This window comes from Pseudomonas algeriensis (assembly GCF_048847255.1).
Classification (GTDB): Bacteria; Pseudomonadota; Gammaproteobacteria; order Pseudomonadales; family Pseudomonadaceae; genus Aquipseudomonas.
In genome coordinates this window covers 1-13,259 of the sequence record NZ_JBKKRK010000003.1, presented here as the reverse complement: position 1 = coordinate 13,259, position 13,259 = coordinate 1, and the positions used below count along the sequence as shown (strand labels likewise).

At 61.6% G+C, this 13,259-nt stretch carries 13 protein-coding genes; 2 read left to right on the top strand and 11 right to left on the bottom strand.

Translation table 11 applies throughout. The annotated features are described in order from the left end of the window. Positions 1-3: 3 nt before the first annotated feature. Genes ACLK1G_RS05320 through ACLK1G_RS05310 form a run of 3 tightly spaced genes read right to left on the bottom strand, consistent with a single transcriptional unit; the run spans position 4 to position 3,580 of the window. A complete protein-coding gene (locus tag ACLK1G_RS05320; RefSeq protein WP_420764470.1) occupies positions 4-1,284 on the bottom strand; it encodes a dihydrolipoamide acetyltransferase family protein in 1,281 nt (426 codons plus the stop codon). Then, entirely contained in the window at positions 1,285-2,343 is a 1,059-nt protein-coding gene (locus ACLK1G_RS05315) for an alpha-ketoacid dehydrogenase subunit beta (protein WP_305500321.1), read from the bottom strand. A gap of 1 nt (position 2,344) precedes the next feature. After that, entirely contained in the window at positions 2,345-3,580 is a 1,236-nt protein-coding gene (locus tag ACLK1G_RS05310; RefSeq protein WP_420764469.1) for a 3-methyl-2-oxobutanoate dehydrogenase (2-methylpropanoyl-transferring) subunit alpha, read from the bottom strand. A 194-nt stretch (positions 3,581-3,774) separates the two neighbouring features. On the opposite strand from ACLK1G_RS05310, the gene bkdR reads away from it, so the two are divergent. Then, entirely contained in the window at positions 3,775-4,263 is a 489-nt protein-coding gene (bkdR, locus tag ACLK1G_RS05305) for a Bkd operon transcriptional regulator BkdR (RefSeq protein ID WP_420764468.1), read from the top strand. 123 nt (positions 4,264-4,386) lie between these two features. Here bkdR and ACLK1G_RS05300 read toward each other — a convergent pair whose 3' ends face one another. Further along, entirely contained in the window at positions 4,387-5,250 is an 864-nt protein-coding gene (locus tag ACLK1G_RS05300; protein WP_420764467.1) for an MBL fold metallo-hydrolase, read from the bottom strand. 138 nt (positions 5,251-5,388) lie between these two features. On the opposite strand from ACLK1G_RS05300, the gene ACLK1G_RS05295 reads away from it, so the two are divergent. Next, entirely contained in the window at positions 5,389-6,189 is an 801-nt protein-coding gene (locus ACLK1G_RS05295; RefSeq protein WP_420764466.1) for a sulfite exporter TauE/SafE family protein, read from the top strand. 153 nt (positions 6,190-6,342) lie between these two features. Here the strand turns inward: ACLK1G_RS05295 and ACLK1G_RS05290 are convergent, their stop codons facing one another. From ACLK1G_RS05290 to ACLK1G_RS05260, 7 genes are all read right to left on the bottom strand, one after another. Continuing rightward, a complete protein-coding gene (locus ACLK1G_RS05290) occupies positions 6,343-7,212 on the bottom strand; it encodes an aldose 1-epimerase (protein WP_420764465.1) in 870 nt (289 codons plus the stop codon). 199 nt (positions 7,213-7,411) lie between these two features. Next, on the bottom strand, positions 7,412-8,692 hold the full coding sequence (locus ACLK1G_RS05285; protein WP_420764464.1) for a TRAP transporter large permease: 1,281 nt from the start codon (positions 8,690-8,692) through the stop codon (positions 7,412-7,414). After that, a complete protein-coding gene (locus tag ACLK1G_RS05280; protein ID WP_420764463.1) occupies positions 8,692-9,219 on the bottom strand; it encodes a TRAP transporter small permease in 528 nt (175 codons plus the stop codon). Before ACLK1G_RS05280 ends, ACLK1G_RS05285 begins: the two co-directional genes overlap by 1 nt. Positions 9,220-9,295: 76 nt before the next feature. After that, positions 9,296-10,264, bottom strand: coding sequence for a TRAP transporter substrate-binding protein (locus tag ACLK1G_RS05275; RefSeq protein WP_420764462.1), 969 nt, complete (start codon positions 10,262-10,264; stop codon positions 9,296-9,298). A gap of 56 nt (positions 10,265-10,320) precedes the next feature. After that, the gene (locus ACLK1G_RS05270) at positions 10,321-11,226 is read right to left on the bottom strand and encodes an SMP-30/gluconolactonase/LRE family protein (protein WP_420764461.1); all 906 of its coding nucleotides are present in this window, start codon (positions 11,224-11,226) and stop codon (positions 10,321-10,323) included. A gap of 43 nt (positions 11,227-11,269) precedes the next feature. After that, positions 11,270-12,088 (bottom strand): NAD-dependent epimerase/dehydratase family protein, encoded by an 819-nt coding sequence (locus ACLK1G_RS05265; protein ID WP_420764460.1) that lies wholly within the window; start codon positions 12,086-12,088, stop codon positions 11,270-11,272. A gap of 181 nt (positions 12,089-12,269) precedes the next feature. Further along, the coding region (locus ACLK1G_RS05260; RefSeq protein ID WP_420764459.1) for an OprD family porin at positions 12,270-13,259 on the bottom strand (990 nt) is incomplete at its 5' end.

Here is a 13,259-nt window from a genome sequence, read left to right as displayed (position 1 = left end):
CGCCTACTCCACAAACAGGGTGGCAGGTTGTTCGAGCAAGCCGCGCAGGGCCTGGATGAATTGCGCCGCGTCCATGCCGTCGACCACCCGGTGATCGAAGGAACTGGAGAGGTTCATCATCTTGCGGACCACGATCTGGCCCTTGATCACCACGGGCCGCTCGACGATCTTGTTCACGCCGACGATCGCCACTTCCGGCAGGTTCAGCACCGGTGTGCTGACGATGCCGCCGAGCGCGCCGAGGCTGGTCAGGGTGATGGTCGAGCCGGACAGCTCATCGCGATTGGCCTTGCCATTGCGGGCGGCCGTGGCCAGGCGCGAGATCTCCGCCGCGCTGTCCCACAGACTGCGGGCTTCGGCGTGACGCACCACGGGCACCATCAGGCCGACATCGCTCTGGGTCGCAACGCCGACGTGCACTGCGCCGCAGCGATGGATGACCTGGGCTTCGTCGTCATAACGGGCGTTCATCTGCGGGAAGTCGCGCAGGGCCACGACCAACGCGCGGACGAGGAAGGGGAGCAAGGTCAGCTTGCCGCGATTGGCGCCGTGTTTTTCGTTCAGGTGAACCCGCAGCTCTTCCAGCGCGGTGACGTCGATTTCCTCGACGTAGCTGAAATGGGCGGCGCGTTGAGTTGCTTCCTGCATGCGCTGGGCAATCTTGCGGCGCATGCCGATCACCGGGATCTGCTGCTCGTCATGGCGTTCGGCGTAACCCGAACCGCTCTTGGCCTGGGTCGACGGCCCCTGGGCCAGATAGGCTTCCAGGTCTTCATGCAAAATACGCCCGGCAGGGCCGCTGCCCTGGACCAGGCGCAGCTGGATACCGAGGTCCAATGCGTGCTTGCGCACGGCCGGCGAGGCCAGTGGGCGCTCGTCGGGGTCACGTGCCACTGGGGCTTGCGGGGTGCAGCGGGGTGCGGCGGTTTTTGCCATCACCGGTTCAGGCGTTGCCACTGGCGCTGGCTTCGATGCTTGCGCAGCAGCCGCAACCGGAGCCGGAGCCGGAGCCGGTTGCGCGGACTCCTTCAGGTTGCCCGCACCTTCCACTTCAATGCGGATCAGCTCGCTGCCCACCGCCATGACTTCACCCGGCTCGCCACCCAGGGCGATGACCCGGCCATGCACTGGCGAGGGGATATCCACCATCGCTTTGTCGGTCATGACGTCGGCCAGTACCTGGTCCTCGACGACCATGTCGCCCACCTTGACGTGCCACACCGACAACTCAACTTCCGCGATGCCTTCGCCGATGTCCGGCATCTTGATAACGTGCGTGCCCATTCAGACCTCCATGACCCGTTTCAACGCCGCGCCCACACGGGACGGCCCAGGGAAATACGCCCACTCCTGCGCATGCGGGTAGGGGGTGTCCCAACCGGTGACACGCTCAATGGGCGCTTCCAGGTGGTGGAAGCAGTGTTCCTGCACCAGCGAGACCAGCTCTGCGCCGAAACCGCAGGTGCGGGTGGCTTCGTGGACAACCACGCAACGGCCGGTTTTCTTCACTGATTTGACAATGGTGTCCAGGTCCAGCGGCCAGAGGCTGCGCAGGTCGATGACTTCCGCGTCGATGCCGGTCTCTTCGGCCGCCACTTGGGAGACATAGACCGTGGTGCCGTAGGTGAGCACCGTCACGTCCTTGCCCGGACGGGTGATGGCGGCGACGTCCAGTGGCACGGTGTAGTAACCGTCCGGCACTTGCGCCTGCGGATGCTTGGACCATGGCGTTACAGGGCGGTCATGGTGGCCGTCGAACGGGCCGTTATACAGGCGCTTGGGTTCGAGGAAGATCACCGGGTCATCGTTCTCGATGGAGGCGATCAGCAGACCCTTGGCGTCGTAGGGGTTGGACGGCATGACGGTGCGCAGGCCACAGACCTGGGTGAACATCGCCTCGATGCTCTGGCTGTGGGTCTGGCCGCCATAGATCCCGCCGCCGCAGGGCATGCGCAGGGTCATCGGCGCGGTGAACTCGCCGGCCGAGCGATAGCGCAGGCGCGCCGCTTCGGAAATGATCTGGTCCGACGCCGGGTAGACGTAGTCGGCGAACTGGATCTCGGCCACCGGCCGCAGCCCGTAGGCGCCCATGCCCACCGCCACGCCGACGATGCCGCTTTCGGAAATCGGTGCGTCGAACACCCGTGAAGTGCCGTACTTGTTCTGTAGGCCTTCGGTGCAGCGGAACACGCCACCGAAATAGCCCACGTCCTGGCCGAACACCACGACGTTATCGTCGCGCTCAAGCATCACGTCCATGGCCGAGCGCAGAGCCTGGATCATGGTCATGGTGGTAGTGGTCATGGCGGTGTCCAACGCAATATTGTTGTTGTGATCGTTCATGTCAGATCCCCAACTGCTGACGCTGGCGCTTCAAGTGCTCCGGCATCTCTTTGTAGACGTCTTCGAACATGGTCGCGGCGCTTGGAATCTGCCCGCCGGCGAGGGTGCCGTACTGCTCGGCTTCTTTCTGCGCGGCGATCACCTCGGCTTCGAGTTCGGCGGTGACCGCCGCGTGCTCTTCTTCGGACCACTGGCCGATCTTCACCATGTGCTGCTTGAGGCGGGCGATTGGATCGCCCAGGGGGAAATGGCTCCAGTCATCGGCGGGGCGGTATTTGGAAGGATCGTCGGAAGTGGAGTGCGGGCCGGCGCGGTAGGTGACCCATTCGATCAGCGCCGGGCCGAGGTTGCGGCGGGCGCGTTCGGCGGCCCAGCGCGAAGCGGCGTAGACCGCCATGAAATCGTTGCCATCGACGCGAAGGGAGGCGATGCCGCAGCCGACGCCGCGCCCGGCGAAGGTGGTGGCTTCACCGCCGGCAATGGCCTGGAAGGTGGAAATCGCCCACTGGTTGTTGACCACGTTGAGAATCACCGGGGCGCGGTAGACGTGGGCGAAGGTCAGGGCGGTGTGGAAGTCCGATTCGGCGGTGGCGCCGTCACCGATCCAGGCCGAGGCGATCTTGGTATCGCCCTTGATCGCCGAAGCCATGCCCCAGCCCACGCCCTGGATGAATTGCGTGGCGAGGTTACCGGAAATGGTGAAGAAGCCGGCGTCCTTGACCGAATACATGATCGGCAATTGCCGGCCTTTGAGCGGGTCGCGCTCGTTGGACAGCAGTTGGCAGATCAGGTCCACCAGCGGCACTTCCCGGGCCATCAGGATGCTTTGCTGGCGGTAGGTGGGGAAGCACATGTCGTCAATGTTCAATGCCAAGGCCTGGGCGCTGCCGATGGCTTCTTCGCCAAGGCTTTGCATGTAGAACGACATTTTTTTCTGGCGCTGGGCGACGACCATGCGGTTGTCGTAGATGCGCGTCTTGAGCATGGCCCGCATGCCCTTGCGCAGGATCTCGACGGGGATCTCCGCAGCCCACTCGCCCAAGGCATTGCCCTGGTCATCGAGCACGCGGATCAGGCTGCGGGCCAGGTCAGCGGTGTCGGCGGGTTCGACGTCGATGGGAGGTTTGCGCACCGTGCCGGCATCGGACAGATGCAGATAGGAAAAGTCGGTCTTGCAGCCGGGACGGCCCGAGGGTTCTGGGACGTGCAGGCGTAGCGGTTCGTACGCTGGGTTCATGGCTTTCTACGCTCGATCTTGTGAATTTCTTGTAGTGGGCGCGCTAGCTGACGAATTTCCCTGGGTAGGTGGGAAATTGTCCTACAACAATCATAGGCTCGACGAAGAAGAATATTTTTCTCTGTTGCCTTGCTGTTCAGATCATTTGCAGATAAAAAATCTGCACAACGATAAAAAACAGGAAATTTTGCCTCATGCGCAAATTGGATCGCACCGATATCGGCATTCTGAACAGCCTTCAGGACAACGCCCGGATCACCAACGCCGATCTCGCTCGCTCGGTCAATCTGTCACCGACGCCATGCTTCAACCGCGTCCGAGCCATGGAAGAGCTGGGGGTGATCCGCGAGCAGGTCACGCTGCTGGACGCCGACTTGCTGGGGTTGCATGTCAACGTGTTCATCCATGTGAGCCTGGAAAAGCAAGTGGAAGAGGCGCTGCAGCACTTCGAGGAGGCCATCTCCGACCGGCCGGAGGTCATGGAGTGCTACCTGATGGCCGGCGATCCTGATTACCTGATCCGCGTACTGGTGCCGACGATCCAGTCGCTGGAGCGGTTCATGATGGACTTTTTGACCAAAGTCCCGGGCGTGGCGAACATCCGCTCGAGCTTTGCGCTCAAGCAGGTGCGCTACAAGACGGCGTTGCCGTTGCCGGCCAATGGGTTGACGTTGGGGACCTGAAAATCAAAGGATCGCAGTCTTCGGCAGCTCCTACAGGGGAGTTGTGGTTTTCTGACGGCTCATTGTTGCCTGACCCACCGCCATCGCGAGCAAGCTCGCTCCCACATTGGATAGGTGGCGACCTTAGAGCTGGTTGATCGGAATCTTCAGGTAGGTCACGCCATTGCCCTCGGCCGGCGGCAGGTGGCCGGCTCGCACATTCACCTGGATCGCCGGCAACAGCAACGTCGGCATGCCTAATGTCTTGTCGCGCTGGGTACGCATGGCCACGAACGACGCCTCATCGATGCCATCGCGTACGTGGATGTTGTACTGGCGCTGCTCACCCACGGTGCTCATGCATTGGGGCTCGCGTCCTTCCGGCGGATAGTCGTGGCACACGTACAGCCGCACACTGGCGGGAAAGGCCAGCAACTTGCGAATCGAGGCGTAAAGATGATGGGCATTGCCGCCGGGAAAGTCGCAACGGGCGGTGCCCACGTCCGGCATGAACAGCGTGTCGCCCACCAGGATCACGTCGCTGTCGATCAGGTAGGCCATGTCCGCCGGGGTGTGGCCGGGCACGTGCAGGGCGGTGGCCTTGAGGTTGCCGATCAGGAAGGACTCGTCGGCCGCGAACAGGTGGTCGAACTGCGAACCGTCGATGGCAAATTGCGGCTCGAGGTTGAACAGCGTCTTGAACACGTTCTGCACCTGGCCGATGGATTCGCCGATGGCAATCTTGCCGCCCAGTTCCCGGCGCAGATAAGGCGCGGCGGACAGGTGATCAGCATGAGCATGGGTTTCCAACAGCCATTGCACCGTCAATTGATGTTCGCGCACATAAGCGATCACTCGATCAGCCTGTGCGGTACCGCTGCGGCCCGATGCCGGGTCGTAGTCGAGCACTGGGTCGACCACCGCGCATTGCCCGCCGTCGTGTTCGTAAACCACGTAGGTGTAGGTCTTTGAAGCGGGATCGAGGAAGCTTTGGATCTGCGCGGGCATGGCAGCGGACCTGTGCAAGAAGAAGCGGTTGCAATGCGCAAGATTTACGACATATGGTCCGCAGCTTAAGTGAGGGCCACCGCGTCCTGCAAATGCGATCACGCCTGACAACAGACGTGCGCGGCTTGAGAGACCCCTATGTTACTGGCAAGTTTTTTCGGTGTGGTGATGGGCCTGGTTCTTGGCCTGACGGGGGCGGGCGGAGGTATCCTGGCCGTCCCGGCCCTGGTGTTGGGCCTGGGCTGGAGCATGACCCAGGCCGCGCCGGTGGCACTGTTCGCGGTGGGCAGCTCGGCGGCGGTGGGCGCCATCGATGGCTTGCGCCATGGCCTGGTGCGTTACCGCGCGGCGCTGTTAATCGCCTTGCTGGGCGCTGTGTTCTCGCCAGTGGGCATTTACTTCGCCCACCAGCTTTCGGAAAAAATCCTGATGGTCCTGTTCAGCCTGCTGATGGTCCTGGTGGCGGCGCGCATGCTGCGCCGGGAAACCTCGCAGCCGGGCCCCAGCGATCACGGCGCGGCCAGCTGGGGGCAAAAGAATTGCATGCTCGATCGCCAGACCGGGCGGCTGGCCTGGACACCGCGCTGCACCGCCACGCTGTCGGCATTGGGCGCGGTCACGGGAATGGTCTCAGGTTTGCTGGGCGTGGGCGGCGGTTTCTTGATCGTGCCGGCATTCAAGCAACTTACCGACGTGCAGATGCGCGGCATCGTCGCCACATCCTTGATGGTCATCAGCCTGGTTTCGTTGATTGGCGTTGTCGGCGCGTTTCATGCCGGTGTGAGCATCGACCGGGTTGGGGCGGCGTTCATTGCGGCGAGCATCGTCGGGATGATCCTGGGGCGACGGTTCTGCGCGAAGGTGCCGGCGCGGGCGTTGCAGGTGGGGTTTGCCGGGGTTTGCCTGGGGGTGGCGGTGTTCATGCTGGTGCGGGCGTAGCGATCTGGTCAGGGGGCTTTTGTGGCGAGGGAGCTGGCTCCCGCTGGACCGGTCCGACGTCTCGGGCGCAGCAGGCCCATACGGTCTTGAGCCAGGGCGTCTGCTTCGCAGCCGAGCGGGAGCAAGCTCCCTCGCCACGGGGATCGGCGCGCCTTACAACTCTCGGCACTGCATCGAAAACCCCAACGCCACCGATTGCCCTTGCTCCAGCAAACGCAGCCCCGGCCGTCCTGGCAGGTGATGGGCATTGACCGGGTGACTTACCGGTTCGATGCAGAAAAAATTCAGCCCCACGGGGCAGTACAGCAGGAAGTAATCGCTGCCGCTGGCGCGGCATTCCAGTTCATAACCCAGGTCTGGTTGCTGGATCAGGCACTGGCCATCCCAACCACCGAAGCCGTTGTCGACGAGGGTATCCGGCAGTAACCGTGCGTGTTGGAAATCCCACTCCGAGGGAACATCCTTCAGTTCCGTTGGCAGTTTCGTGGCGTCGCACATCCAGACTTCGCTGGCGCGGGTTTGCAGGCGTGTATCGGCTGTGCGCGGGAAATACGGATGCAAACCCAACCCGTGCCAGGCGGCCTGTTCGGCCATGTGGGTGACGTGCAGCGCCATCTGCAGTTGGCCGCCACTGAGGCGGATCCGCAAGCTGGCGCAATAGGCAAACGGGGTTTGGCAGTCGAGTTGCAACAAAACTTCCCCGGCACTCTGTTCGGCGACTTGCCAAGGTTGCTGCCAGGCACTGCCATGGATCGGAAATGGATCGTTGGGGCTGTTGGTTTCCAGGGCGAGCCAGCCGCCGGGGCAATCGAAACCGCCATGGGCGATTCGGTTCGACCACGGGATCAACGGGAAGCAGCCGAGCTTGCCTGGCAGGCCATTTTCCAGCGCTTGTGGCGCGGGTGGGCGTAGGAGGGGAGCGCCGGTGCTGCGCAAGGTCCATTCAACGAGGCTGGCGCCCAGGTGTGGGGCCAGGGTGAGGCGGGTCAGTTCGTCTTCGAGGTGGAGGAGTGGTGGTGTCATGGCGGCGTCTGATGGGTTGGCAAAGCTGGAGGGGAATACGCCCAAGTGTGGCGAGGGGATTTATCCCCGCTGGGCTGCGAAGCAGCCCTAAAGGCTTCAATCTCGGTGTATCAGACAAATCGAGATGGCTGGTTTTGGGGCCGCTGCGCAGCCCAGCGGGGATAAATCCCCTCGCCACAAGGGGACCTATTGTTTTCTGTTACAACACCAAATGTGGCAACCACAGCGAAATGGCGGGCACGTACGTCACCAGCAGCAGAACCAGGAACAGCATGCCGTAGAACGGCAGCAGGGCCTTGACGGTGCTTTCGATGCTGACCTTGCCGATGGCGGAGCCGACGAACAGCACCGCGCCCACCGGCGGCGTGATCAGGCCGATACCCAGGTTCACCAGCATGATCATGCCGAACTGCACCGGGTCCACGCCGATGCCGACGATGACTGGCATCAGGATTGGCGTGAGGATCAGGATCAGCGGTGCCATGTCCATCACGGTGCCCAACAGCAGCAACATCACGTTGATGCACATCAGGATCACGTAGCGGTTATCCGACAGCGTCAGGAACGCGGTGGTGATCTTCGCCGGGATTTCCATCAGCGTCATGATGTAGCCGAAGCTGGCGGCGAAGCCGATCAGGATCATCACAATGGAAATGGTGCGCACCGTACGGTGCATCAGTTTCGGCAACTCGCTCCACTTGTAGTCGCGATAGATGCACATGGTCACGAAGAACGCCCACACCACGGCGATGGCGGCCGATTCAGTGGCAGTGAACACACCCGAGAGAATGCCGCCCAGGATGATGAACAACGTCATCATGCCCCACATGGCTTCCTTGCAAATCTTCAGCGCTTCTTTGAGCGGAATAACCTCGCCCTTGGGGTAATTGCGCTTTTTCGCGAAGACCAGGCACAGCGCCATCAGGCAGAGGTTCATCATGATGCCGGGGACGATGCCGGCCATGAACAGCGAACCAATGGAGACGGTGCCGCCAGCGGCGAGAGAGTACAGCACTGCGTTGTGGCTTGGCGGTGTCAGCAGCGCTTGTACCGAACCACTGACGGTGACGGCGGTGGCGTAATCACGCGGATAGCCCCTGCGTGTCATTTCCGGGATCAGTACCGAACCGACCGAGGCGGTGTCAGCCACCGAGGAACCGGAGATCGCGCCAAAGAAACTCGAGGCCACGAGGTTGACCAGGGACAGGCCACCACGGACGAAACCTACGAGCACGCTGGCGAAGGCCACCAGCCGGCGAGACATGCCGCCCTCGGCCATGATCGCGCCGGCCAGGACGAAGAACGGAATGGCCAGCAGCGAGAATTTGTTCACGCCGCCCGTTATCTGAATCATCATGGCCTGGAACGGAATGTCAATCCACCATGCCCCGATCAGGGCGGCGGCGCCCAGCGCGTAGGCGACCGGCATGCCGATCAGGATCAATACCAAAAAACTGCCCAGCAGAATCAGAGCGTCCATTAAGCGGCACCTTCGTTTTCTTCTACCAGGTCGAACTGCACGACCCGACGCTGGCTTTGATCACCCAGCAAGAGTTTTTCCAAGACAAAAATCAGGGTCAGGAACCCACCGATCGGGATCGGCATGTAAGTGATGCCGACTCGCAGGGTAGGGATGGCGCTCATGAACTGGTTCCAAGTGGTCATGCACAGCTTGGCACCCCAGATGGTCATGAAAATGCACACCGCTGCCATCATCAACTGGGTGAACACCGATGCCACGTTTTGCCAGTGCTGGGGCAGGCGGCTGGTGACCATGTCCACAGCCATGTGCGACCCGGAGCGGTAGCTGGCGGCGGCGCCGATGAAGGTGAAGACGATCATCAGCAAGATCGCGGTGGGCTCCGGCCAGCTTGAGCCGGTGCCAAGGACGTAGCGGGCGAACACGCCCCAAGGGATCATCAGCGCAACGGCAAGGACAGAGAGGCCGGCCACCCAGATGCAAGTCATGTAAATCTTGTCGTTGATACGCAGCAGCAAATTCTTCATCGGGTTCCACCGTTACCGGGCGCGCCTTCTAACCGCAGGCGCGCCCAGCCGTTTCATGAGTACAGATTAAGAGGTCTTACTGGACAGCTTCGATGCGCTTGATCAGGTCGGCGTACGGTGCACCGTATTTGGCTCGGACCGGCGCGGTGGCGTCGTAGAAGGGTTTCTTGTCGACGGTGATGAACTCGACGCCGGCTTTCTTGAGTTTTTCTTCACTGGCGGCCGATTTCTCGTCCCACAACTTGCGCTCTTCAGCCTGGGCAGCCTTGGCCGCTTTTTTCACCATGTCCTGCTGCTCTGGGGTGAGCTTGTTCCAGGTGATTTTCGACATCACGATCGGCTCAGGCAGGATCAGGTGCCCGGTCAAGCTGTAGAACTTGGCGTTCTGGTAGTGGTTGTGCTCGAGCATGGTCGGCGGGTTGTTTTCCGCGCCGTCGATCACGCCAGTCTGCAACGCGCTGAAGATCTCGCCAGTGTCCATCGCGATACCGTTGCCGCCCATGGCGTTCATCATTTCAATGAACATAGGGTTGCCTTGGACGCGGATTTTCATGCCCTTGAGGTCTTCCGGCGTGCGCACGGGCTTCTTGGTGTAGAGGTTGCGCGTGCCGCCGTCCATCCAGGCCAGGGCCACCAGGCCGAATTCGGAGTTGGTGATCCGGTCCAGGATCGCATCGCCGACCTCACCGTCGATCACGGCGCGCATGTGCGCCTGGTCGCGGAAGATGAATGGCATGTTGAAGACGTTCACGTCCGGCACCACGGGGCCGACGATGCCCAGGCTGACGCGGGACATCTGGATTGCGCCGGCTTGCATCTGCTCGATCACTTCTTTTTCAGAGCCCAGTACGCCCCCCGGGAAGTACTTGAACTTCAGTTCGCCTTTGCTCTCCTTTTCCAGGGTTTTACCCATGGATTCCTCGGCGACCACGGTTGGGTAGCCCTTGGGGTGGATGTCGGCGATCTTGATGTCCAGAGCCTGCGCCGCCTGTGCCAGGAAGGCCAGGGGCAAGGCCGCGATCAGAAGTGTACGTTTGAAATTCATGGTCAATCTCCAGTGTTGTTGTTTTTATGTCTATCGATGTGAAGCGGCAAAGCAGATCAGTTCGCGGAGTGTTTCCATCCTCCGAAAGCAGGTTCAGCGAGACCCTTGACGCCGGGGTTCAGCGCGAACACGCCACCGGCCAGGGATTGCGGATCGTTGTCGTCTCCAGGACGGATCGAGGTCACGAAAAGGGTGTCCAGCTGGCTGCCGCCAAAGGCGCACATGGTCGGTTTTTTCACCGGCACTTCCAGGGAGCGGTCGAGACGTCCATCCGGCGTAAAGCGATGGATCAAGCCGGCGTCGTTGGCGCAGATCCAATAGCAACCATCGGCGTCGACTGCCGCGCCGTCCGGGCGACCGGCCAGGGGCATCATGTCTACGAACAGGCGGCGGTTGGATGGGGTGCCGCTGTCGATGTCGTAGTCGAAGGCCCAGATCTGCTGGATCAGCGGGTGTGAATCGGACAGGTACATCGTCCGGCCGTCGGGGCTAAAGCCCAGACCATTGGGCACGATGAAACCACTCAGTTGCGCCTCGACCGGGCTGCGTTGTCCGGCTTCATAACGGTACATCTTGCCTTCATCCGCATTGGCGCCCATGTTCAGCACCATGCTGCCGGCCCAGAAACGGCCCTGGCGGTCGCAACGGCCATCGTTGAGGCGCATGTCGGTGCGGCTGTGCTCGACGTTCGCACAAAGCTCGCTGTCCAGGCTGCCGTCGTCATGTGGATGCAGGCGGAAGAAACCGCTTTCCATCCCCGCGATCCAGCCACCGTCCTGGTGACGGGCAATGCAGGCGAGCATTTCGGGGGCTTCCCAGCTCTGGATCTTTGCGCTGCTGGCGCTCCAGCGCTGCAGGCCGCCGCTGGGGATGTTCACCCAATACAAGGCGTTTTCCTCGGGCACCCACACAGGGCTTTCCCCGACGGCGTTGCGTGCGTCGACAATCAATTCGGCTTGCATGGTGATTCCTTGGTTCGTTTGTATCCCACGGACAACAGGCGGATCAGTCGAACGGGCCGGCGGCCACAAAGGCGCCACCCTGGTAGACCATGGCCGGATCATCGGCGGCCGGCATCGGTTGCGCTTCGACCTTGGCGCGGAAGATTTCCGAGGTGTCCTTGGGCTTGTAGCCCAGGTGCGCGGCGTGGCTGTTGTCCCACCAGACGTCACGGTTGGCGGAGACGCCATAGACGATGGTGTGGTCGACTTTGGGTGTGTAGAGCGAGCATTCGATCAGTTGGGTGAGGTCGTCGAAGCTCAGCCAGGTGCTCATCATCCGGCGGTTCTGCGGTTCCGGGAACGACGAGCCGATGCGGATGCTGACGGTTTCGATGCCGTAGCGATCGAAGTAGAAATTGGCGACGTCTTCGCCGTAGGACTTGGACAGGCCGTAGTAGCCATCCGGACGGCGAGCGCAGTGGGCGTCGAGGGTTTCGTCTTGTTTGTAAAAACCGATGACGTGGTTGGAACTGGCGAAAATCACGCGTTTGACACCGTGCTTACGCGCGGCTTCGTAGATGTGGAACACGCCGCTGATGTTGGCGCCGAGGATCTCCTCGAATGGACGCTCAACCGATACACCACCGAAATGCAGGATGGCATCGACACCTTCAACCAGTTGATGCACGGCCTGCTTATCCGACAGGTCGCACGGCACCACTTCCTCGCTTTCATCGATGGCCGGGGCCATGTTGGCAATGTCAGACAGACGAATGTGGCGGGCATAAGGCTTGAGGCGTTCGCGCAAGACTTTACCAAGGCCGCCGGCGGCGCCGGTCAACAGCAGGCGATTGAAGGGATGGCGAATCTGTGTGGTGGTCATGGCATTACCTGAGCAAACAGTGAGAGGTACAGTTGTTATAAGTTGTCGTACGACCGAGAGGGAATATCCTTATCCTTCCGCTACCTTGTCAACGTTTGATCGACGAACCGCTCTGGGTCGGCATCCTTGCCGGGGCTCGCCATGGCGCTGGCAGGCGTTCATGGCAAGTGTTCCATGGGTCTTACAGGAGCGAAATCGGATAGCTGATGAAGATACGGTTCTCGTCGAATTCGTTGGTGCTGAAGTCGCGACGAATCGATGCGTTACGCCATTTCACGTTGAGACTCTTGAGTGCGCCGCTCTGCACGGTGTAGGCCAGTTCGGTTTCACGGCCCCATTCCTTGCCGTCGTCGACCGTGGCGGTGTGAACGTTGTCACCGCTGATGTAGCGGTTCATCAGGGTCAGGCCCGGCACGCCGACGGCGGCGAAGTTGAAGTCGTGGCGCAGTTGCCAGGATTTTTCCTTGGCGTTGTCGTAGCTGGAGTTGTAGCTGTCGTTCGCCAGGGTGCCGCCGCTGGTGCCGTTGACGCGCATCCAGGCATCGTCGCCGCCGACTTTCTGCAGGCCGACGTAGAAGGTGTTGCCGCCGTATTTGGCGGAAAGCATGGCGAAGGCGGTTTTGTTGTCAAGGTCGCCGGCCAGTGCGCTGCCGTCTTCCTTGCCGGTGAAGTAACCGAGGTTGGCGCCCAGAGTCCAGTCGCCGATCGGCTGGCTGTGGGTCAGGTTGAAATATTGCTGTTGGTAGATGTCGGACAGTTCCGCGTACCAGACGCCGACCTGGGTGCGTTTTTCGTTGAAGGCGTATTCGCCGCCACCGAAGTTGAAACGGTCGGAGGTGAATGCACCGCGGCCGTTCATCGACATGTCTTCCATGCTCGCGTCGTTACGCGGGCTGTTGGCGCGGAACTGGCCGCCGTAGAGACTCAGGCCGTTGATTTCGGTGGAAGTCACCTGGCCGCCACGGAAGGTTTGCGGCAGGGAACGGCCATCGTCGGAACGCAGGATCGGCAACACTGGCATCCACTCGCCGACTTTCAATTCGGTCTTCGAGACCTTGGCCTTCAGGGCCACGCCCAGGCGACCGAAGTCATCGGCCGGGCGGCCGTCGTCGTGCACCGGCAGCAGCTGGGTGCCGGCCGTGCCACGGCCGCCGTCGAGCTTGACCGAGTA